Genomic DNA, 23,386 nt, shown 5'->3' on the forward strand with positions numbered 1-23,386 from the left:
TACGTTTACTGTCACGGCTGCATAAGAATAATTAAACCAATTAGAGAGGTGACTTTATTATGTGCGGCTGGTGCGGTTGCGGTGGTTATGGCTATGGTTTCGGCTATGGCGGCTTTAGCCCATTTGTATTAATTGTTGTATTGTTTATTCTTTTAATTATCGTTGGGGCTAGCTTTTATTAATTACAAGTAAAAAATGAGGTGTTCTTTGAGGGCACCTCATTTTTTAATGGTCCCTAAAGTTGGAATCATTTTTTTAAATGGTGAATACATAATGGAGAATAAATAATAAAGGAGAGGGTTTAGCTGACTACCACTTTGTTTCTTGTTGTTTTAATCTCATCTCTTGCCTATATTCTTGGCGGATTTCTCGTTTTAATTCGAAAAAATTGGCCGGAAAGAACCTTATTGTCATTGGTTGCTCTTAGCGCTGGCCTGTTATTATCGATTGCTCTTTTACATTTAATTCCTCATGCCATAGAAGACTATCATGATAGCAGTTTGTTCGTTTTGCTTGGTTTCCTGATTATGTATTTTATTTTTCTGCCAGGAACTTTTAATGGAAAAAATGGGGTAGAAAACAGTGGTAAATCTGGGGCAACGGGATTAACAATTGGAATGCTGCTCCATAATTTTTTTGAAGGATTATCGATTGGAATTAGCTATGCCTCATCTTTTGAATTAGGTGTTTTTGTTACGATTGCACTGGTAATTCATAAAATACCTGAAGGGCTTTCCTATACTTCGGTTATGCTCGCCTTTTTAAATGGCCGCAAAAAAACTGCCATCTATCTTGTCATTCAGGGGCTTTTTACCTGGCTCGGAGCAGGAATTGCTGTTTTGTTATCGGAAATGAAGGACTTTCAAGAAACAATTGTAGCTATGGGCTTATCAGTAACAGCTGGGATTTTTCTGTATCTAAGCGGGGCTATGTTATTGCCTTTAATAAATCAAGGGACATTTAAAAGTACACCTTTGTTTTTTATAGGTGGGATCTTGCTCTTTTTCATATTACATAGTGTTGTCTAGAACCTATATGATCCCAAATTGAAACGGCTTGGAAATTTCAAGCCGTTTTGTTTTTTGGGCTTTTTATAAAAGATTTATTCTTCTCGAAAGTTCTGTAGTAAATAAAATCGAAATAGAAAAAATATGTAAGATTTTCTGACAAATGCCTATTTAACAGCCTTTATATTTGATACATTTGATCCATATTTTATAAATAGGGATGGGGGATTTTTCATGGAAAATGGTTTAGAAGTTAGAAAGAACATAAAAATAGAGAGATGCATCGCTATTGAGGAACATATGAACGAACTCTCAGCACTTCTTATTCAGGTTGTTGGGGATGGTGCTTCGATTGGATTTTTACCGCCATTAGAGGAAAACGTGGCAAAGGGGTATTGGGAATCCGTCTTAAATCCAGAGGTGGTCTTATTTGTTGCCAAGATAAATAATATCATCGCCGGGAGTGTTCAATTACATCTATGTTCAAAGCAGAACGGCAGACATCGGGCTGAAATCGCCAAGCTCATGACGCACCCACATTATCGCCGGAATGGAATTGCTCGGTTATTAATGGAGAAGGCTCACGAAACGGCTAAACAAATGGGGAGAACATTAATCGTTCTTGATACGAGGGAAGGAGATCCTTCTAATAGTCTTTATACTTCTTTTGGGTATATTCAAGCAGGTCGGATTCCTAAATATGCATTGTCTGAAAATGGGGATTTTGATGCGACGATAATTTATTATAAAATGATTTAAACTATATAGAGATGGGTTCGTCTAAAATGTTAGACGGACCTTTGTTATGGTAGAACTTGTAATTCGTAAAATAAATGGCTTATTTTTACCGGAGGGACACTTTTATTGTGGTCACGGGAAGAATAGCTAGCTTATTTTTACCAGTGCGATGCTTTTCTTTCACTCGAGGGAAGAATAGCTAGCTTATTTTTACCAGTGCGACATTTTTCTTGGACTCACGGGAAGAATAGACGGCTTATTTTTACCATTGCGGTACTTTTCTTGTACTCACGAGAAGAATAGACCGTTTTATTTTTACCGGAGCGCTGCGTTTCTTGCACTCACGGGAAGAATAGACGGCTTATTTTTACCATTGCGGTACTTTTCTAGTACTCACGAGAAGAATAGACCGGTTTATTTTTACCGGAGCGCTGCGTTTCTTGCACTCACGGGAAGAATAGACGGCTTATTTTTACCATTGCCGTATTTTTCTTGTACTCACGGGAAGAATAGACCGTTTTATTTTTACCGGAGCGCTGCGTTTCTTGCACTCACGGGAAGAATAGACGGCTTATTTTTACCATTGCCGTATTTTTCTTGTACTCACGGGAAGAATAGACCGTTTTATTTTTACCGGAGCGCTGCTTTTCTTGCGCTCACGGGAAAATAGTAAGCCATTTTTACTTTTACCTTCAACCGAGGCCGTTTTATCTTTAAGAACCCAAAACATAGGAGTGTTTTTCAGTGATCTCGGACGGTTCTCTTGCCTCACATTCCCAGAAAATGAGGAAAAAGAACCTTCATTTTTTTCGGATTATGGGAAATGCTATTGAATGTGCTTTAGGAAAGGTGGCACGGGAATGAATTATTTTTCTTATAATTTGAGGAGGATTGCAATGGGTATTTTGAGTGGAAATCCTAAGGAAGAGCCGATGCATTATGGCGAAGTGTTTGATCTATGGGCATCTGTTTTAGCTGGTAATGGCATGATTGCGGGTTATCAAACGATGATAAACCATGCAGGTGACGACGATTTAAAAAAATTATTAAAGGAAGCCATTGAACTTTGCCAGCAGGAAAAGAAACAAGTGGAGGAACTTTTAAAGGAAAACGGAATTGGTTTACCTCCAGCTTCACCAGAGCCGCCGGAAGCTTGTTTAGAGGATATTCCGGTTGGAGCGCGCGTTCCTGATCCCGCTATTGCTGCCGTACTTTCGGCCGATATAGCTGCAGGATTAGTGACTTGCAGCCAAGTTATCGGTAAATCCATTAGGGAAGATATCGCCATGATGTATGTGCAAATCCATAACCAAAAGGCAGCGCTTGGCGGCAAAGTTCTTAGGTTAAACAAAGAAAAAGGCTGGCTGATCCCGCCGCCATTACATCCAAATAAACATGGTGACTGTTAAGGATATTAGGATGAAGACAAATTGTCTCCATCCTTTTATTGTTTCAACATTGCCTATATTTATGAACTATAGCCTGGAGGCCCCGGTCATCCCAGTTCAATTTTATTAGTGGCCCAGATGGCTAGCTGCAAAGTCAGAGCATCCCTAAAATCTTTCGGATCGTACCCTGTTTCTTCTTTAATTTTATTTAACCGATAAATTAATGTATTTCGATGGATAAAAAGGGCATCAGCTGTGTTTTGGATGTTTAGATTGTGATCGAAAAACGCTTCCAATGTCTCCAAGTAGCTTTTCAATGTACTATTCATTATTCGTTTAGAGAATTTTTCTGCATCTTCCCACTTGATCTTATAGATAAGGGCTTTTGATTCGACCTTGGAGAAGGGGACAATTTCCAGCGTCTTATCGGTGATATCGAGCGCAAGGTCACAGTCCAAATAAGATTCTTGAAAATTCTTTATGTCGGAAAAAGGAGTACTGAACGATAGGCGGTGGGAGACCTTAAGGCGTCTCAGTTCATGAGCAATCCTATCAAACACTTTTGATGTTTCAGTCAGGGTGCATTCCGAAAAGGCAATAAAAATTCTATTTATGTTAATGAAGCCAATAATTGCATTTTGTCCACTTATCGTTAGTTCCAGTTGTTTAATAAGAGTATTGTTAGAGATGGAACGCTCGTTCATTTGGATTACGCATGAAATAAACGGGGGGTGAAGCCGTTTTTCCAACAAACTTAGTCCCCGTTCAATATTAGTTATAGACGGTACCGATTTTAGCAATTCTTCTAAAATCATATCCTTGGTTCGCTGCTGCCATTCCAGCTGCGTGGAAATATAATTTTGCATGATCATGAGCTCCGTCGTCATTTTGACTAATCCCCCGAAATCCTGTGTTTCGATAGGATTTCCGGTGATGCCTATGACTCCAACGATGATGTCTTTAAACACGATAGGTAGATTAATTCCCGGCTGAGATCCTTTTAATTCTTTTGCCTGCTCCTCTGAAATAGTAACTGTTTTACCGGTCTTTAAAACTGCTAGAGCTCCTTCATGAATATCCCCTATTCTCGAAGAATTCCTGGAAGCAATGATGATCCCATGTTCATCCATTATGTTTATATTGCGATCAAGGCGAAGAGAGGTTTCTTTTACGATGGTGGAAGCGATTTCCTTTGTTAGCATAATTCCTCCAATAAATTAGTTATACCTTACAAAAAAACATATAATTTTTTAACTATTTTTGTTTATTATACACGATGAATTAAAGAAGTAGAAAAAGTATAATAATTCCATAAACTTAATGAAAACGTTTTCTAAGGAGGTTGCCATGAAAATAGTAATCGCCCCTGACTCATTCAAAGGCAGCATGAGCTCAGTAGAGGCAGCAAGCTCAATTGAAAAAGGGATTCTCCGGGCGTACCCTGACGCAGAAACGGTCCTATTGCCCGTTGGAGACGGCGGGGAAGGAACATTAGAAACGCTAGTATCTGCAACGAACGGATATACTGTCCCGGTGAATGTTACAGGACCTTTAGGCGACAAGGTTGCAGCAGAGTACGGTGTATTGGGTGATGGAGAGACATGTGTAATCGAAATGGCTAAAGCGTCGGGACTAGCTCTTGTGCCCCCATCTCAGTTGAATCCGTTAAAAGCAACAACCTACGGAACTGGGGAATTGATTAAACGGGCACTTAATGATGGCTACAAATCCTTCATTCTCGCAGTAGGTGGTTCTGCCACCAATGACGGCGGAGCTGGAATGCTGCAAGCCCTTGGGTTAAAGCTTCTGGATGCAGATGGCAAAGAGATTGGCTTTGGCGGTGGAGAACTTAGAAAAGTTGAGATAATCGAAATGTCATCATTTGATGCAAGAGTTGCAGATTGCAAGTTTCTTATCGCATCAGATGTCCAAAATCCTTTTATTGGCCCCGATGGTGCATCTAGTGTCTTCGGACCACAAAAAGGCGCATCACCTAATGATGTAGATTTTCTTGATGCATGTTTATCTAATTTTGCAGATGTCATTGAAAAGACAACAGGTATCCAAATTCATAATCTTCCCGGATCAGGAGCGGCGGGAGGAATCGGCGGTGCTTTTCAAGCCTTTTTCCCATCCAAGATGAGACGAGGTATTGACGTGGTCATTGAGTATACCCGGCTGAATCAACTGGTCGAAGGTGCAGACCTTGTCATTACTGGTGAGGGAAAGGTAGACTTTCAAACCGCATCCGGCAAAACTCCAATGGGTGTCGCACAGGTGGCACATTCGAAAAATATTCCTACCGTCATTCTCGCAGGTTCTGTCGGCAAGGGAATTGATCCGCTTTATCAATATGGTGTTGTTAGTGTTCACAGTATAATTAATAGGCCAATGGATTTAGTAGAAGCAATGGAACATGCTGAAGAATTAGCGGAATTTGCCGCTGAGCAAATTGTTCGATCGTTTTTTTATCAAAAGAGGCAGATTGAAAACCAAGTTAAGAATGGATAAAAAGTTAAATCCGTTGATGTTTATGCAGCCCGATTTCTTGTGGAAGATTCGCTTTAAAGTTTGTCTTTGAAAAATATTAATATTATCCTTGAGAGGAGCTTTAAATCTATGAAAATCAAAGCAACACTTGATAGAATTCCTGGTTCGATGATGCTGTTCCCCCTACTCATTGGTGCAACACTAAACACGTTATTTCCGGGCACCCCTACTTTTTTCGGGTCCTTCACCGGGGCGCTTTGGGGAGGAGCACTGCCAATTTTAGCAGTATTCTTCTTCTGCATGGGTACAACATTAAGTTTTAAAGCGACACCTTACATCGCCAAGAAGGGCGGCGCGTTACTATTAACCAAAATTGGAGTAGCGGCCATAATCGGTATCATTGCTGCACAGTTTATCGGTAATGGAATGGTTCTTGGAGGATTATCAGTATTGGCGATTGTTGCTTCCATGAATGATACAAATGGTGGTATGTACATGGCGTTGATGGGCCAATTCGGTAAAGCTGAGGATGCGGGTGCTTACTCAATAATGTCTCTTGAGTCCGGTCCTTTCTTGACAATGGTTTCTTTAGGTCTTGCCGGTCTTGCCGGTTTCCCATGGCAAACAATGGTTGGCGCGATTCTACCAATGGTTTTAGGGATGATTATTGGAAACTTGGATCCGGATTGCCGTGAGTTTTTCGGAAAAGCTGCTCCTGTTTTAATACCGTTCTTCGCATTTGGACTTGGTGCCGGGCTTGATTTCAACAAAGTCGCAACTGCCGGTTTAACCGGAATTTTATTAGGTGTTGCTGTTGTAGTTATTACAGGTTCTGCTTTATTCGTTGTAGACAAATTGACAGGCGGAAATGGAATTGCTGGTCTAGCAGCCGCTACTACTGCCGGAAATGCTGCTGGTGTTCCTGCAGCCGTTGCTGCTGCCAATCCTGCTTATGCAGAGGTTGCTGGTACTGCAACAATCATGGTAGCAGCGAGCGTAATTGTAACTGCAATTTTATGTCCGATTGTTACTGCATGGTATGCGAATAGACTCAAGAAAAAAGAGCAATTCAAACTCCAAGCGAACAGAGCAAGTTAAGAAATCCCTGGAAAACTATCCGTTATTTAAAAATGGATTCATAAATGATCCGCGTATGTTATGCTCTAAGGTGTTTAACAAAAGGCAATGTAAAACAACCATAAACCCCTGAGAGCGATCTCAGGGGTTTGGCAATTAGGTTTTTTTCTCCTTAAACGGAAATAAATTAACTAGAAGCACGTTAGTATATACTGAAAACATTTGCGAAAGAGAGTGTATAGACATGAAAACAAACCTGTTATATGGCCAAAACGGACTTGAAATTGAAGTTCCTGACAATGCGTTTGTCGTAGAACCAAAAGACCTCCCAGCGATGGAAGATGAACGGGAAGCGATTAAACAGGCACTGAGAAACCCAATTGGAACGGCCCCTTTAAGAGAAATGGTCAAGCCTACAGATACCGTTGCCATTGTTATTAGTGATATTACAAGACCGACCCCGAACCATATTCTTGTTCCATTATTGATTGAAGAATTGAGCCACGTCCCATTGGAGAATTTCGTTGTCATCAATGGAACAGGGACTCACCGCGATCAGACAAGGGAAGAATTTGTGCAAATGTTGGGTGACTGGGTTGTAGACAATATTCGGATCATCAATAATAACTGTCACGACAAAAGCACACAGGTAAACCTCGGACGCAGCAAATTTGGCTGTGATGTATATCTCAATAAAGAGTATGTGGAAGCTGACTTCCGTATTGTAACAGGTTTTATCGAGCCCCACTTTTTTGCAGGATTCTCTGGCGGACCAAAGGGAATTATGCCGGGCATTGCTGGAATTGATACGATTATGACTTTCCACAATGCCAGAATGATTGGCGACCCTCTTTCAACATGGGGAAATATGGTCAATAACCCTGTCCAGGATATGACACGGGAAATCAATGGCCTTTGTAAACCACATTTTATGTTAAATGTGACACTGAATAAAGAAAAAGAAATCACAAATGTATTTGCGGGAGAGTTATACGAAGCCCATGACAAGGGATGTGCCTTTGTAAAGGAACATGCGATGGTCCGCTGTGACGAGCGGTTTGATGTGGTTATTACCTCCAATTCTGGATACCCGCTGGATCAGAATCTTTACCAGGCCGTTAAAGGAATGAGCGCTTCACAAAAGATTGTCAAAAAAGGCGGCGCCATAATCGTTGCTTCAGAATGCTCTGATGGACTGCCAAGCCATGGAAATTATGCAAAAATCTTTGAATTCGCAGACAGCCCGCAAGGCTTACTTGACCTAATCAATAATCCCGAATTTAAAATGTTCGACCAATGGCAGGTGCAAAAACAGGCGGTCATTCAAGTATGGTCGGATGTCTATGTGTATTCGAAGCTAACAGACGAACAAGTCAAAGGGGCCATGCTTAAACCAACACATAATATTGAGAAAACACTTGAAGAACTTAAACAGGCATATGGAGAAAACATGACTGTGGCTGTCTTACCGCTCGGGCCGCTGACAATTCCATATGTTGAAGAGTAGTAGTTTGAAATAAAAAAAGTCACAAAATGTTCACAAAAAATAAGAAATATGTTATCTTATAAAATGTTAATAAGAAATAGAATGTTCATTGATGAAATGTAACATGATGTCGCACTTTCATTCTGTTATTCTATTTTTATAGTGGCGGGAAGGATTACTAGTATTTTTAAATGCTTAGATATTAGCCCATCATAAACGGTTTATGTGAATTTGTTTGCATGAAACCGCTTTATGGTGGGCTTTTTGTTTTTTTTAATACATAAGGGAGGAAAATAAATGGCATTTCATAGTCCTGATCAAATTGCCCGAAAAGTAGTTGAAGCGGGCGCGAAGAAAGCAGTAATGCCGATTCGTCATGCCCTGCTGTTAGGTTTCTTAGGAGGAGCGTTTATCGCATTGGGTTTTCTATTAGACATACGGGTGAGTGGCAACTTGCCAAAAGAATGGGGGTCATTCGGCTCATTTCTTGGCGCTTCGGTGTTCCCGGTCGGCCTCATGCTGATCATTATTGCCGGCGGTGAACTGCTGACGGGGAATATGATGGCCTTGCCGATGGCAGTATTGGCTAAGCGGGCAACAACCCTACAACTAATGAGGAATTGGCTGCTGATTGTTGTCAGTAACTTTGTCGGTGCTATCTTTGTAGCTTACTTCTTTGGCCATGTGGTTGGCTTGACAGAAACAGGGCCATTCTTGGAAAAAACAGTGGCAATCGCCCAAGCAAAAACAAGTGAAACCTTTGTTCAAGCATTAATTTCTGCAGTCGGCTGTAACTGGCTGGTCTGTTTGGCGGTGTGGATGGCATTTGGTGCTGAAGACATTGGTGGAAAGATGTTTGCGATTTGGTTCCCTATCATGGGATTCGTTGCAATCGGTTTCCAGCACGTCGTGGCCAATATGTTCGTGATTCCAGCGGCCATTTTTGCCGGCAGCCTTAGCTGGACCGATTATTTTAGTAACTTTGTACCGGTATTTATTGGCAATGCCATTGGCGGAGGAATTTTCGTCGCCTTGATCTACTGGATGGTATATAAAGAGGCATTACGGACTAATGCTTCACAAGCATTAAACAACATAAAGAAGGCCGTTTAGCAATCTAACTTGCCGTAGTTCGCAAAAAATACAAATTTATGATATATTCATAGTATTAATGTTTAAAATTAGTGAAGAATGCATTGAAATCAGGTAACAGTTGTTGCTTTGATTTCCTGCTTGCTCACAGATAATATGGCGGGAATGATCGCTAGTATATAAAATATGCTCAGAAATTCTCCCCCCATGAAACGGTTTATACCAATTAGGTATAGCAACTGTTTTATGGGGGGTTTTTTGGCTAATAAGAAAGTATAAGTGCAACTACGCCTCTGTCTTCGCCCTTAGGGGCTCACCAGTCGGCGAGTTTTCTTTATGTTTAGGAGGGTTTTATTTTGTCGGAAAAAGTGAATGTGTTTATTAATGGAACCGCCCGTGAGATTGAGGCTGGAACTCGAATCTTGGATTACCTTATTTCACAGGATATCCAGCATCCACATGTTTGTTATTCAGAAATTCTTGGTCCAGTCCAAAGCTGTGATACCTGTATGTGTGAAGTGAACGGCACTATTATGCGGGCCTGTTCGACTGTCATGGAGGAAGGGATGAATATCCTGACAGCTTCCGAGGTGGCGAAAAAGGCCCAGGAAGAAGCGATGGACCGGATTTTGGAAAATCATTTATTGTATTGTACGGTCTGCGACAACAACAACGGCAATTGTCGTGTCCATAATACGGCGGAAATGATGGGTGTCCAGCATCAGACACGTCCGCATCGTTCCAAGGGCTATGAAGTGGATATGTCCCATCCATTTTACCGCTACGACCCGGACCAATGTATTTTGTGCGGGCGCTGTGTGGAAACCTGTCAGGACCTGCAGGTCAACGAAACATTGATGATCGACTGGGAGAGCCAGCAGCCTCGTGTATTGTGGGATGGCGGAAAAAGCATCAATGAATCATCCTGCGTTTCCTGTGGGCAGTGTGTCACGGTTTGTCCATGTAATGCCTTGATGGAAAAATCGATGCTTGGCAATGCCGGATTCATGACGGGAATAGAAGATGACTTGCTAACTCCAATGATTGATCTTGTTAAAGCGGTAGAACCGGATTACCAAACCATTTTTGCCGTATCTGAAGTTGAAGCAGCGATGCGCGACACACGCATCAAGAAAACAAAAACCGTTTGTACGTTCTGCGGCGTCGGATGCTCATTTGAAGTTTGGACAAAAGATCATGAGATATTAAAAATTGAACCATCTGAAAATGCGCCGGTTAACAGTGTATCTACGTGTGTAAAAGGAAAATTCGGCTGGGATTTTGTCAATTCAAAAGAACGGATTACCACTCCATTAATACGTAAGGGCGATGTGTTTGTTGAAGCCTCTTGGGATGAAGCCTTAGATCTTGTGGCTGAAAAATTGGGCGGCATCAAAGATACGTACGGAAGCGATGCACTAGGATTTATCGCTTCTTCTAAAATCACTAATGAAGAGAACTACCTGATTCAAAAATTAAGCCGTCAGGTATTTGGCACCAACAACGTGGATAACTGCTCCCGTTATTGCCAGTCGCCTGCTTCTTGGGGCTTGCAGCAAACAGGCGGCATCGGCGGTGACTCCGCAACGATTCAAGACATTGCGGGCGCTGGACTTGTTATCTTAGTAGGCTGTGCGCCGGCAGAGGGACACCCTGTTCTTGCTACACGAATTAAGCGAGCACATAAGCTTCACGGGCAAAAATTAATCACCATCGATGTCCGCAAACATGAAATGGCCGACCGCGCTGATTTGTTTGTGCGTCCAAGACAAGGTACAGATTATGTATGGCTGTCTGCTGTAACAAAATACATTATTGACCAAGGCTGGCATGATGAAGAGTTCATTCAAAAGCATGTCAACCATTATGATGAATTCTTAAATATGATTGCTCCTTATACGCTCGAAGAAGCGGAGAGAATGACTGGCATCTCGCAAGAAGCATTAATCCAAATCGCGGAAATGATTCATGATGCGGACGGGACCGCCATTTGCTGGGGAATGGGCGTCACGCAAAATATTGCAGGTTCTCATACATCAGTTGCCATTGCCAACCTTCTCCTTGCGACAGGAAATATGATGCGCCGCAATGCAGGGGCATTCCCGCTTCGTGGACATAACAACGTACAAGGTGCCGCTGACATGGGCACGATGCCAAATATCTTCCCTGGCTATCAGCAAGTAGCAAGCGACGAAGTTCGTACAAAGTTTGAAAAAGCTTATGGCGTAACACTTCCTGCAAAGCCTGGTCTTGATAATATTGAGATGCTTGAAGCAATTGATAAGGGCGAATTGAAAGGAATGTATATCGTCGGGGAGGACATGGCATGGGTGGATGCCGATTCCAACCATACTCAAGCAATGCTTGCTAAACTCGATTTCCTTGTCGTTCAAGAAATTTTCTTAACGACAACGGCTCAGTTTGCAGATGTGATTTTGCCAGGCGTGCCTTCCCTTGAGAAAGAGGGTACATTCACCAATACAGAGCGCCGTGTCCAACGATTATACCAGGCATTGGAGACAACTGGTGACAGCAAGCCTGACTGGTGGATTCTACAGCAGGTGGCAAACCACATGGGCTTTAACTGGAATTATACCCATCCAAGTGAGATTTTTTCAGAAATGGCAAGCTTGACCCCGTTTTTTAAACATTGTAACTACAATGTGCTTGAAGGCTGGAACAGCTTTACATGGGGATCGCCAGACGGAACGGACACGCCTGTTCTTTACCTGGACGGCTTTAACTTCCCTGATAAGAAAGCTCGGTTCGGATTGTTTGATTACGTACCTCCGGTGGAATTCCCGGATGAGTTTGACTTGGCTCTTGATAACGGACGTTTGCTTGAACACTTCCATGAAGGGAACCTTACGCATAAATCAGAAGGGCTACAGTACAAGTTCCCGAAAGTTTTTGTTGAAGTTTCACCTGAGCTTGCCAAAGAGCGTGGGGTGAAGGATGGAACGATTGTCCGTCTCGTTTCACCATATGGTGCGATTCGTCTTCCGGTTCTTGTAACAGACCGTGTTGAAGGAAAAACCGTGTATGTCCCAATGCACTCCTCAAGCCATGAGAGCGCGGTAAACTTGTTGACAGGCGGGGCGGTTGATGTTGTAACACATACACCTGCTTATAAACAAACAAAGGTGCGAATGGAAGTCCTGGAAATCGATGGAGAAAATCCGCTGCCAAGATTCAACCCGCGAAATGCTACACGAACGCCGCAGATGGGTCTTGAAATCTACAGGAAATGGGAACGAGGCGATTATGTGCCGATTTCAAGCGTCAATGAACAGGTAAAGCCAGGCCTGTATGACAGGAGGAACGCATAGTGGCTCAGCCAATTAAAATCATAAAAAAAGTAGAATTGACAGAAGAGCAACAAAAAGCGCAATCCTTGGAGAGTCTTCTCTCCGAGGTTGCCCAAAATAAAGATTCCTTGCTGGATACACTTCAACTGTTGCAAGAGCTCCACAAAAGCGGTATTTTAGATGCTATGAACAGCCTTGTCAAAGCAAAAGAGCAAGTGGCAAAAATTGCGGTTGGCCAAATGACACGAGAGCCCGTTACGAATCTCATCAACAACGCAATGGCAGCAGGCGGCGCCTTGACGACACTTGATCCCGAAATGACAAAAAAGCTGATGAATGGCGTTGCAAATGGTTTGGAAAAGGCGGAACAAGGGCTCCAATCCAATTCAAAAGTAGGAATACTTGATTTATTGAAGGTATTGAACGATCCGGATATCAATAGGGCAATTGGTTTTGGTTTAAATCTCTTGAAGGGTGTCGGGGAAGGCTTAAAGGATTAAAGGAGGGGGAAACCCATTTGATGATTTTAAAATGAATGGGTTTCCTTGTTTCAATCGAAAACTATTCTAAGACGACAAATGAAGGGGAAGTCGATAATGGGAAAAAATTTAGAACACCAATTTAGTATGCTGGTTCGGGAAATCAGAAAAGAGTACGTTGGAAATGGCCCAAAAGAAATTAGTACCCGCTTCGTGGAAAACTGGGCAATTAGTGAAATGAAAGGCAACCTTACGAATGTAGAGAAGTTTATGATTAACTCTGAACAAGGAAAGCAAACCGTTCATGAGGCTCGGACCAAGCTGGTAAAGGAAATCTATAAAAGACAAGAGGTTGTGGATAAGTTTGAAACCTTAATGGGAGCAAGAGTGCTGCGGCTCTTTTCCGACATTAATATAGATGAAGATATCGCCATGACTGTATTTGTTTTTGATAAACCAATAGATCAAAAAGGTAAATGAGGGAACAAGGGAGACAGGGAGTATGGACCAGCAAATGCAGGTAACAAACCAGGTGCTGCGATATGAAAATGGTGTCGTGCAGCTTGTTGAGGATGTGGTTGTGACGGAATATCCAATCACGATTATGTTAAATGACCAAGAATTTGCCACCCTCGTATGCAGTCCGGAGAATATTGAGGAACTTGTCGTCGGATTTTTGGCGTCAGAGGGGATGATCAGCAGCTATGAGGATATAAAGGAACTGCAAGTAATTGAAACACTAGGTAAAGCAATGGTGACGACACATCGAGTGAATAAGTTGAATGAAATGTTCCACTCCAAGCGCATTGTAACATCGTGCTGCGGGAAAAGCCGGCAGAGTTTTTATTTTTATAATGATGCCAGAACCGTTAAGCCGATTGAAGTGAAAAACAAAGTGCTCACCGTCGACAACTGCTTTCGTCTGATGGAGATGCTGCAGGAATCCTCTACCATTTTTCAAGATACGGGCGGTGTCCATAACGCCGCATTATGTGATGAAAATGGCATCATTGTAGCGCGGACGGACATTGGCAGACATAATGCTTTGGATAAAATTTACGGCCACTGTCTGAAGCATCACATTTCCATCGAGGACAAAGTGATTGCTTTTAGCGGGCGCATTTCCTCAGAGGTATTATTGAAGGTAGCAAAAATTAAATGTGGAACCGTCCTGTCAAAATCTGCCCCAACGGAACTGGCACTAAGGTTGGCAGAAGAGCTGGGGATTACGACTGTGGGTTTTATCCGAAATAATGCCTTAAATATTTATACAAACTCGGAACGGATCATGACACCTGAATTAGCGAAATAAGGGGGTACCGCTAGTCGTTGCTAAGCGGTATTTTTGTTTTTCAATAGTATTGGTAAGTTCTGCAGATATGTTAAAATTCTTCTAAAGAATCCTTAAGATGAGGTGTTTTCATGGAATTACGCCAATTAAATCTATTTATGGAGGCAGCTAAACACAAAAGCATTACCAAGGCAGCGGAGAGTGTACATATTTCACAGCCTGCCTTGAGTAAATCGATTATGGCGTTAGAAGAAGAGCTTGGCATGACCTTGATTATCCGCAGCAATAAGGCAACGAATCTCACAGACGCTGGGAATGTGGTGCTAGAATATGCCCAGAAAATTTCCGGCCTGCTTGATGAAATGACCAAGACATTAAATGACATGACCGATCTGAAGAGGGGAGAAATAAACATTGGCCTTCCGCCTTTTATCGGAAGTTTATTTTTTCCAAAAGTGATGGCAAAGTTTCATCAGGCCTTTCCAAATATTAAATTAAATATCACCGAGTACGGCGGGGCGAGGGTCGTGAAAAGTGTGGAAGAAGGGGAATTTGAGCTAGGCGTTACCGTTCTGCCGATTGATGAACAAGAGTTTCGTGTTTACCCGATTGTGGAGGAAGAATTAATGCTGGTGGTTCACAAAGACCATCATTTCGCTGCCCGTAAACAAGTGGAAATAAAGGAATTGGCAGACGAAGAGTTTATCTTTTATCATGAAGAATTTTCGTTAAATCAGATTTTACGGAATCAATTCTTTATATCGGGTGGTTTCGAGCCGAAGATTTTATTTAAAAGCACACAATGGGACCTAATGTCGGAAATGGTCGCAGCCAACCTGGGGATAACCATTCTGCCGCAATCCATTTGCAATCGCTTGCTGAATAAGGAATTAAAAATCATTACTCTGAGACCGGCCACACTTTGGAGGCTTGCAGTTATCACCAAAAAAGACCGTTATATTTCCAATGCAGGGAGAACGTTTATCGACTTTATTTTGAAGGAGTCATTATAACTTTGAGTTATGAAAATCATTCTAAATATGTATTATACGAATAGCGGAATTCGTCGTAACATTACTCTATAGTTTAAATCGAGAAGTAAAAAGGAGCATGAAGGAATCTCCTTTTTCTTCTTTTGGAGTGGATTTTTACGATGAAAATTGGAGTTATTATTTTACAGATATTATTCATACATGTCTTTTTATTTCTCGGAGCCGCACTAAAAGAAATCGTTGCACTACCGATACCTGCTTCAATGTTTGGTTTGTTCCTATTGTTTTTGGCACTTTGCCTACACATCATCAAGCTGGAATGGATTGAAAAGGGCGCTAACTGGCTGCTGGCAGAGCTGCTCCTATTCTTCGTACCGTCTGCAGTAGGAATTGTCAATTATGATGAAATCATCAGCTTTCAAGGAGCCGAAATCGTCGTATTGATTGGGGTCAGCACCGTCATGGTCATGGGAATGACAGCCTTAATTGCAGAAAAAGTAACAAAAAGGAAAGGAAGTGAGCAGCTATGATGATGGTATTGTGTATTTTAGGCACTTATCTCATCTATCGTTTATCGAAAAAAATTTATGGGAAATGGCCGTTTCCTTTATTTCATCATTTACTGCTTGCCCCGACTCTTTTAATCGTTGCCATTTCAGTCATGCATGTATCTGCGAATCAATATTTGGATGCAACAAAATGGCTGACACATATGCTGGGGCCAGCTACGGTTGCTTTCGCGGTACCTATTTATAAACACTTGCCAACGGTCAAAAAATATTTAGGCACCATTATTATCAGTACCATTACCGGTTCGCTGGTGGCGATTTTTTCAACATTTGCTCTTTCAAAAATAATCCATTTGAAATATGATTTTATGACGTCGATCCTTCCGAGGTCCATAACTACGCCGTTTGCCATTGAGGTATCAAAAGAGATTGGCGGCCTGCCAACGTTAACAACCGTGTTCGTCATCTTGACCGGCGTGATTGGCGGAGTTGTCGGCCCCTCCGTTATTAAATGGCTATCCATCCAGACACCGATTGCAAAAGGTCTTGCACTAGGAATGGGCGCCCATGGGGCCGGAACAAACAAAGCGCTGGAATATGGGGAGCAAGAAGCGACCTTTTCGTCGCTGGCTATGATTTTTGCTGCTTTTATAACCTTATTGTTGGGGGCTTTGCTGATACCGGCAATGATTTAGTGGAAATCCCCCATAAAGAGAGCATTCCTTACGAATATGTTTATATGTAAAAAAAAAACATGGGGACGGTTCTTCTGCTTCTGAAGCAGAAGAACCGTCCCTATGCATCATCGGAGAGAAGAAATATGACAGAAGAAACTTATCAATCTCGTGAGGAACGAAAAAAAGCGGAGAATACAAGGGAAAGCCGCCAAATAAACAAAAAATTGCCCATAAAAGGGTCGATGTTAAAAAAGGTGGTCATTTTTTGTTTAGTGATTGGACTTGTTTCCACCGGGGCGGGGGCTATCACGTTCGCATCGATGTTAAAGGGTACACCTGAACTAGATGCCTCCAAATTAGTCGACCCTCTATCGACGAAATTTTATGATAAAGATGGAAACTTCATTTATGAATATGGGAAGGAAAAGCGGACGAAAATTTCGTATGAGCAAATTCCAGAAGTCTTGGAAAATGCGTTCATTGCCACGGAGGATTCCCGTTTTTATGACCATCATGGCATTGACATCAAAAGGACGGCGAAAGCCATTTTTGTCAATGTAACAGGGGATTTCGGATCACAGGGCGGGAGTACGATTACACAGCAGGTTATCAAAAACTCATTTCTGACACGTGAAAAAACATTGAAGCGGAAGGTGCAGGAGTGGGATTTGGCGTATCAGCTTGAGAAAAAGTATTCCAAGCACGAAATCTTAATGATGTATTTGAACAAAATCTACCTTGGCAACCACTCATACGGAGTGGCTGCCGCAGCAAAGAACTACTACGGGCTAGAGCCAAACGATTTGAAAAAGCTGACTCTCTCGCAGGCAGCGATGCTAGCCGGACTGCCGCAAAGTCCCAATAATTACGACCCAACCAAGCAAGAAAACAAAGAAGCGGCTACCAACCGCCGTAATCTAGTCTTAAGCTTGATGCATCGGCACGGCTATATTACCGAAAAACAGATGGAGGAAGCCTCAAAAGTTCCAGTCACAGAAGGGGTTATACCAAAAAGTGAGCAGCAGGGAATGCCATATGAAGCATTTTTGGATGCAGTGGTAAAAGAGATCAAAGGAAAGCTAAAGGATGTAGACGTCAGTGCCGATGGGTTATCGATTTATACGACGCTTGATCCAAAGGCACAGGATTATGCCGACAAAATGATGAACACTAATGAAATCATTGCTTACCCAGATGCGAAGTATCAGGGAGCGTTTGTCTTTATGGATACAAAAACGGGAGAAGTCAGGGCAATTGGCAGCGGCCGAAACGACTATCAGGCTGATTTTCTTGGCCACAATTTGGCGGTTGACATCAATCGTCAGCCGGGTTCCACCTTTAAGCCGATTCTTGATTACGGCCCAGCAATTGAAAATTTAAAGTGGTCTACGGCCCATTTAATTAATGACCAGCCAACAACTTATTCAACCGGTCAGCAGATTTCTAACTGGGACCATCAATATCATGGAATGTTGACCATCCGCTCCGCGCTGCAAAACTCGTATAATATCCCAGCCCTTCTCACACTCCGTGAGGTTGGTTTTGATAAAGCGAAGAACTTTGCGGAACAGCTAGGCATTACATTTAAAAATAATCAGGTCTTTGAGTCTTATGCAATCGGAAGCAATACAGTCAGCCCTCTAGCAATGGCAGGTGCCTACAGTGCCTTTGGAAATGGCGGAATTTACAATAAACCTCATTTTGTCCAAAAGGTTGTTTTGGCAGACGGCACTACGGTAAATTTCGCTGAGAAACCAAAGCGAGTGATGCAGGATTACACTGCCTATATGGTGACTGATATGTTACGGACTGTCGTCGATGCCGGAACAGGTACAACAGCCAATATCCCCGGTTTGGATGTCGCGGGAAAAACGGGTACTACCAATTTTGACGCCCAAACCCGTGCGAAATATGGATATCCTAACAACGCGACAAATGACAGCTGGTTCGCAGGCTACACACCACAATACACAATGGCAGTTTGGACCGGATATGCCCAAAACGGTTCTGGCAACTATCAAGCCGGAAATACAACGAAAATTGCTTCGCTTATGTTTAAATCGATGATGCAGTCATTTGGGACGGATTCGTCGAATTTCCAGCAGCCTAACAGCGTGTATGAGGTCAATAACGAATTGTATATCAAAGGTATCGCTTCCGCCGAAGTGCCGCCAAAGCCAATTGAAAAAGTAAAAACTGAAATCGAAAATGGCTGGAATAATGGGAAAGAGAAGCATAAAAAGGACGAGTGGAAAAAAGAAAAAGAAAAGGAAAAAGAAAAGGGAAAAGGCAAGGGTAAAGGGAAAAATAAGGAAGATTAAGATTGTACGAAAAGGATTTTCGGGGCTGCCGACTAAGTCGGCAGTCTTTTTCGTTTTGGTGTGTAAAATCAATGCCAATAAAAAAGGACCGTTTTCCATTAACGATCCTTGCATTATTCATGTTCCTCCTGAAAAGGTAATTCGATGGAAATTTGAATGACCTCATTTTTATAATCAACACGAATAGTTCCTTGATGCAATTCAATGATGCTTTTTGTGATGGCTAGGCCTAATCCAGCTCCAGACTTGTTGGAGGAACGTGAGGGATCCACGCGGTAGAAACGATCAAATAATCTAGCAACCTCCTCTTCAGATAGGGAATCACATGGATTTGAAACAGATATCTGAACAGAGTGTTCGTTTTTGACCATATGAACATGAATTTCCCCAGAAGGGGTACTATATTTTATGGCATTTGTTAACACATTTTCCAATGCGCGCACCATTTGATTCGGGTCGACCTCCATTAGGATCGGTTCTTTTGGGAGATTGCTGCTAATCATGACATCGTGATCTTTTGCGATCGGGTCAAGTTCATCCATTAGCTGTCTGAGCATTTGGTTTAGGCTGACCTTTTCTCTTTTGAGCTGGATACCTTCATAAGTTAGACGGGTAAAATCGAATAAATTCTCGATTAAAATTTTTAATTGTTCAGATTTACCATATGCAATATCAACGTATTCATCCAATTGTGCCTGGTTCTTATACTGATGGTCTTTCACTAGTCTCATATAGCCCATGATCGAAGTTAAGGGTGTACGTAAATCATGGGAGACGTTGGTGATTAGCTCATCCTTTAATTTTTCAGTCTGTCTTTGCCTTTCCATCATTTCGGTTAATTCTGAAGCCATATAATTAATGTTGGTTGCTAGTGAACCTACCTCATCCTGACTTTTCTCACGAATCCGATTTTTTAAATTCCCCTTGGCGATTTCGGTTAAACCTAACGCAATCTCCTCTATTTCCCTCATCTTTCGTTTTGTTATGAAATAATAACAGAGAATAAACGTAATAAGTCCAAGAAGATAAGGGGTGACTCCCGTTTCTTTCACATAAACGGAGGTGGATTTTGGCACTCCACTGACAAGTAGGTAGTTTTTTCCGCCATCCATGGTGATCGGATAAATTCTTGTCACAATCGGATGATCATCATGCTCCTTGCCAGCAAGGGGCATTTTGGCCTTTTTCATTTCCTCTTGGAGATTAACTTGAGTATCAATTGCTCCTTTTGATCGATAAAGGACTGTACCACCGGAATCTGTAATCAATGCATTAATGTTGTTTAGTTGTTTAGGCGTATTTATTAAATATTGAACTAATTCATCTTTCGATAATACATAAAAGGACTTCCCGTCATAAGGGACGGTTAACCGTTCCGCGTTTCCTTTCCCCGAAGGCTGTGACCCCTGAAGAAATTGACTTTTGAAATCTGGATCTTGATCCCCTAAATCCTTGACAAGTTCGATTATGTCTTGATTCATCAAATTCATTTGTTTCACCAAATCTCGTCCACTTTCATCAATGGTGACGACGCCTTCCGTAAAATCAAGTTTCCGATCCTCACTGACAAAAAAGGGGCTTGAGGCCCAACCGACCAAAAGGGAAATAATAGTACAAAAGGCAAAGGCTAATATCAGCTGAATGCGGATACTAGTCTTCACTAAATTAGTAAGCTTTTGCAAATATCCACCTCTCGAATGGCCATGTAAAAACTTCTTCTCATTGTTCAATTTTATAGCCCACCCCCCAAACCGTTTTGATATACCGTGGTTTCCGCGGGTTAATCTCCAGTTTCTCGCGCAAATTACGAATATGAACCATTACGGTGTTTTCGGATTCATAAAACGGCTCATTCCAAACCTGTTCATAGATTTTTTCTGTACTAAACACAACTCCAGGATTGCGGGCCAATAGCTCTAAAATGGCGAATTCCCTAGGTGTTAACTTTATATCTTTCCCATCCACTTTAACCTCGTGTGTAGAAATGTTAATGACTAGTTCATCAATCGAAATGACATCCAGCTGCTGGATTGTATTTGCCTGATGGCTTCCGTCCGTTTGATTTAACCGAAGATAACGACGAAGCTGCGATTTGATTCTTGCGACTAATTCCAAAGGCTGAAACGGCTTTGTTACATAGTCATCCGCACCGGTGGTTAGTCCCATAATCTTATCCATATCCTGCGATTTGGCAGATAGCATAATAATAGGAACATTTCTTCTTTCTCTGATTTTCATACAGGCTTGAATACCGTCGAGACGAGGCATCATGATATCCAAAACAACTAAATGAACTGTGTTTTCTTCAAGATACTGTAACCCCTCGATCCCATCGGCTGCTTTTAAAACGTTATATCCTTCATTCGCCAGATAAATCCCTATCAAATCTCGGATTTCTTTTTCATCATCAATAATGAGAATGGTTTCTTGTGCCATGAAAACCTCTCCTTTCTAACTCACTAAAGTTTACTCTATTCCTCTTAAGAAAAAACAATAGAATTTCTGAAGATTTTCTGAAGTTCTCTTTAAACTCTTAAGAAAATCTTCAGAAGGAACGATATTTTTCCTTAAGAAGTTTTTTGTAAGATACATACATGCGAGGAGGTACTCAGCGTGAACAAAAAATGGAAAATAGTTGGAGTGCTTTGTTTTCTGTTCAGCATTCCGGCGATGATGTTGATTTATCCATATTTAAATACACCCACTCGCGGTGTTCATACATTAATTACAAGTTTAGATAAAACGATTCCTGTTGTGAAGCTATTTGTGATTCCTTATGCTGCATGGATTGTTTATATAACCATTACGTTGGTTTATTTCTGTTTTAAAGATACTTCACTTGCATTCAAAACAATACTTGTTTTTGACCTAGGATTGCTGGCCAGCTTCCTTATTTATTATTTTTACCAAACGGAAGGTCCAGTACGCCCTGAGATAGTGGGCAATGATTTACTATCACGGATGTTGCAATTTGTTTATCAAATCGATCATCCATACAACAGCTTCCCAAGCATTCATGTGATGAGCAGTTATTTAATGATAAGGGCCTCTCGTGACAGTTCGTGGAAGAACAGGTGGATGCAATGGATTATAGGATGTTTCTCGACTTCCATTATCCTTGCCACTTTGTTTATAAAACAGCATGTGATTATGGATTGTTTAGCCGCCATTTTATTGGTCGAATGTTTATTCAAAATGGTGGAGTACGGATATATGCGGGTGTTTGTACAGAAACGCACAGTGAAATCCGTTGGCGAGAAATCTTTTTCAGTATAGCCATCGTTGCTGTATTGATCACCTGATACCAATAGATACGTTAAACCTTTTAAAGGAGTGGAGAAAAATGAATGCCGTAAAAAAAGAAAAAATTTTAATCCTTACTGGAAATTATGGTGATGGTCATATTCAAGTAGCCAATGCATTAAACGAAGCGATACAAATTCGTTTCCCTGACTTGGAACCGGTTGTTTTTGATTTTATGGAATGGGTCCATCCTTATTCAAATCAGGTAAGCCGTTTTATCTACCTTCAAGGGGTGAAAAAATTCCCTCAGGTTTATGGCTATATTTATCAAAAAACACGTAGAGTGAACACTTTTTCTAAGATGATGAAGACGATTTTGTCTACAGGGCTGGGAAGGATGAAAAAATTACTTGAAGAAGTGGAGCCGACAGTCGTTGTCAGTACCTTTCCGTTGGCTGCTGCTGTGATGTCGAAATTAAAATCTTTTGGATTAACAGATATTCCTACCGTTACAACCATCACCGACCATACCGATCATAGCTGCTGGATTTATCCTTACACGGATCAATATATCGTTGGCTCCAAGTTGGTTCGTGATGCTTTGATTAGCTTAGGTGTTGAAAAGAAACGAATCGCCCATACAGGGATTCCCATTCGCCAGCAATTCTCGCAAACCTTTAAACGGGAAGAAATTTGCGAGAAATATGGCTTAGATCCTCAAATGCCCACAGTATTAGTGATGGGAGGAGGCTGCGGTATGATTGGTGATGGGAGTTCCACCATCCAGGAGTTTGATGCATTACCGCAGCCAATTCAATTGATTATAGTTTGCGGACATAATGAGAAACTTCGCTTGCAATTGAAGGAAAAGCTGAAGAATTCCAAGCATCGCATTCAACTCACTGGTTATATCGATTACGTTCATGAGTTGATGGCTATTTCTGATCTCATGATAACGAAACCAGGCGGCGTCACTACTTTTGAGGCGATTGCTATGGAGCTGCCAATGCTTCTTTATAAACCGATTCCCGGTCAAGAACAGGATAACGCAAAATTTCTAGTCCGTTCGGGGGTGGCAGTTCAAGCCAAAACGGATCGGGATTTAACCAATCAATTATCCAAATTGTTGAACACTCCAAAATTGCTTCATCAGATGAGGGAGAGTTCGAAACAATTTCATCCAAAAGAATCTTCGATTGCATCAGTCGAAATCATTCTCGATACAAAAGGGACCCATATCAGTCTTGATGACCATATGTATTCTTTTGGGGTATGAGTCAAGAGGAAG

The 23,386-nt window shown here is 41.7% G+C and carries 21 protein-coding genes; 18 read left to right on the top strand and 3 right to left on the bottom strand.

Translation table 11 applies throughout. The features are described from left to right. Positions 1-59 precede the first annotated feature (59 nt). The 4 genes from KHA99_RS18770 to KHA99_RS18785 all read left to right on the top strand — a co-directional run bounded on the left by KHA99_RS18770 (position 60) and on the right by KHA99_RS18785 (position 3,154). Positions 60-182, top strand: a complete 123-nt coding sequence (locus KHA99_RS18770) for a YjcZ family sporulation protein (protein WP_213119029.1) — start codon at positions 60-62, stop codon at positions 180-182. A 135-nt stretch (positions 183-317) separates the two neighbouring features. Then, positions 318-1,028: a ZIP family metal transporter gene (locus KHA99_RS18775; protein WP_213119030.1), complete on the top strand. Its 711-nt coding sequence runs from the start codon at positions 318-320 to the stop codon at positions 1,026-1,028. Positions 1,029-1,241: 213 nt separating this feature from the next. Continuing rightward, on the top strand, positions 1,242-1,766 hold the full coding sequence (locus tag KHA99_RS18780) for a GNAT family N-acetyltransferase (RefSeq protein WP_213119031.1): 525 nt from the start codon (positions 1,242-1,244) through the stop codon (positions 1,764-1,766). An 875-nt stretch (positions 1,767-2,641) separates the two neighbouring features. Then, positions 2,642-3,154, top strand: coding sequence for a DUF3231 family protein (locus tag KHA99_RS18785; RefSeq protein ID WP_213119032.1), 513 nt, complete (start codon positions 2,642-2,644; stop codon positions 3,152-3,154). An 86-nt stretch (positions 3,155-3,240) separates the two neighbouring features. Here KHA99_RS18785 and KHA99_RS18790 read toward each other — a convergent pair whose 3' ends face one another. After that, entirely contained in the window at positions 3,241-4,335 is a 1,095-nt protein-coding gene (locus tag KHA99_RS18790) for a CdaR family transcriptional regulator (RefSeq protein ID WP_213119033.1), read from the bottom strand. Positions 4,336-4,480: 145 nt separating this feature from the next. On the opposite strand from KHA99_RS18790, the gene KHA99_RS18795 reads away from it, so the two are divergent. From KHA99_RS18795 to KHA99_RS18850, 12 genes are all read left to right on the top strand, one after another. Then, positions 4,481-5,644, top strand: a complete 1,164-nt coding sequence (locus KHA99_RS18795; RefSeq protein ID WP_213119034.1) for a glycerate kinase — start codon at positions 4,481-4,483, stop codon at positions 5,642-5,644. Positions 5,645-5,752: 108 nt separating this feature from the next. Continuing rightward, positions 5,753-6,721, top strand: coding sequence for a 2-keto-3-deoxygluconate permease (locus tag KHA99_RS18800; protein WP_213119035.1), 969 nt, complete (start codon positions 5,753-5,755; stop codon positions 6,719-6,721). A 223-nt stretch (positions 6,722-6,944) separates the two neighbouring features. Beyond that, positions 6,945-8,207: a nickel-dependent lactate racemase gene (larA, locus tag KHA99_RS18805; protein WP_213119036.1), complete on the top strand. Its 1,263-nt coding sequence runs from the start codon at positions 6,945-6,947 to the stop codon at positions 8,205-8,207. A 276-nt stretch (positions 8,208-8,483) separates the two neighbouring features. Next, on the top strand, positions 8,484-9,299 hold the full coding sequence (locus tag KHA99_RS18810) for a formate/nitrite transporter family protein (RefSeq protein ID WP_213119037.1): 816 nt from the start codon (positions 8,484-8,486) through the stop codon (positions 9,297-9,299). 335 nt (positions 9,300-9,634) lie between these two features. Further along, entirely contained in the window at positions 9,635-12,607 is a 2,973-nt protein-coding gene (gene fdhF, locus KHA99_RS18815; protein WP_213119038.1) for a formate dehydrogenase subunit alpha, read from the top strand. Next, complete coding sequence (locus KHA99_RS18820) at positions 12,607-13,086, top strand: helical membrane plugin domain-containing protein (RefSeq protein ID WP_213119039.1); 480 nt, start codon at positions 12,607-12,609, stop codon at positions 13,084-13,086. The genes fdhF and KHA99_RS18820 overlap by 1 nt, the downstream gene beginning before the upstream one ends. Positions 13,087-13,182: 96 nt before the next feature. Next, the gene (locus KHA99_RS18825; protein WP_213119040.1) at positions 13,183-13,545 is read left to right on the top strand and encodes a Na-translocating system protein MpsC family protein; all 363 of its coding nucleotides are present in this window, start codon (positions 13,183-13,185) and stop codon (positions 13,543-13,545) included. A gap of 22 nt (positions 13,546-13,567) precedes the next feature. Further along, entirely contained in the window at positions 13,568-14,377 is an 810-nt protein-coding gene (fdhD, locus tag KHA99_RS18830; protein WP_213119041.1) for a formate dehydrogenase accessory sulfurtransferase FdhD, read from the top strand. A gap of 110 nt (positions 14,378-14,487) precedes the next feature. Beyond that, complete coding sequence (locus KHA99_RS18835) at positions 14,488-15,369, top strand: LysR substrate-binding domain-containing protein (protein ID WP_213119042.1); 882 nt, start codon at positions 14,488-14,490, stop codon at positions 15,367-15,369. A gap of 140 nt (positions 15,370-15,509) precedes the next feature. Next, positions 15,510-15,878 (top strand): CidA/LrgA family protein, encoded by a 369-nt coding sequence (locus KHA99_RS18840; protein WP_213119043.1) that lies wholly within the window; start codon positions 15,510-15,512, stop codon positions 15,876-15,878. Next, positions 15,875-16,552 (top strand): LrgB family protein, encoded by a 678-nt coding sequence (locus KHA99_RS18845; RefSeq protein WP_213119044.1) that lies wholly within the window; start codon positions 15,875-15,877, stop codon positions 16,550-16,552. Before KHA99_RS18840 ends, KHA99_RS18845 begins: the two co-directional genes overlap by 4 nt. Positions 16,553-16,677: 125 nt before the next feature. Further along, positions 16,678-18,855, top strand: coding sequence for a transglycosylase domain-containing protein (locus KHA99_RS18850; protein WP_213119045.1), 2,178 nt, complete (start codon positions 16,678-16,680; stop codon positions 18,853-18,855). A gap of 113 nt (positions 18,856-18,968) precedes the next feature. On the opposite strand, the gene KHA99_RS18855 is transcribed toward KHA99_RS18850, so the two are convergent. After that, positions 18,969-20,585 carry a HAMP domain-containing sensor histidine kinase gene (locus KHA99_RS18855; protein ID WP_213119046.1) on the bottom strand — a complete coding sequence of 539 codons (1,617 nt, stop codon included), beginning with the start codon at positions 20,583-20,585 and terminating at the stop codon, positions 18,969-18,971. Continuing rightward, the gene (locus KHA99_RS18860) at positions 20,575-21,291 is read right to left on the bottom strand and encodes a response regulator transcription factor (protein ID WP_213119047.1); all 717 of its coding nucleotides are present in this window, start codon (positions 21,289-21,291) and stop codon (positions 20,575-20,577) included. Before KHA99_RS18860 ends, KHA99_RS18855 begins: the two co-directional genes overlap by 11 nt. A gap of 177 nt (positions 21,292-21,468) precedes the next feature. On the opposite strand from KHA99_RS18860, the gene KHA99_RS18865 reads away from it, so the two are divergent. Both KHA99_RS18865 and KHA99_RS18870 read left to right on the top strand, forming a co-directional pair. Further along, on the top strand, positions 21,469-22,131 hold the full coding sequence (locus KHA99_RS18865) for a phosphatase PAP2 family protein (RefSeq protein ID WP_213119048.1): 663 nt from the start codon (positions 21,469-21,471) through the stop codon (positions 22,129-22,131). Positions 22,132-22,198: 67 nt separating this feature from the next. Beyond that, positions 22,199-23,374 carry an MGDG synthase family glycosyltransferase gene (locus tag KHA99_RS18870; RefSeq protein ID WP_213119049.1) on the top strand — a complete coding sequence of 392 codons (1,176 nt, stop codon included), beginning with the start codon at positions 22,199-22,201 and terminating at the stop codon, positions 23,372-23,374. Positions 23,375-23,386: the final 12 nt, after the last annotated feature.

This window comes from Neobacillus rhizophilus, assembly GCF_018343535.1.
Lineage (GTDB): Bacteria > Bacillota > Bacilli > Bacillales > Cytobacillaceae > Neobacillus > Neobacillus rhizophilus.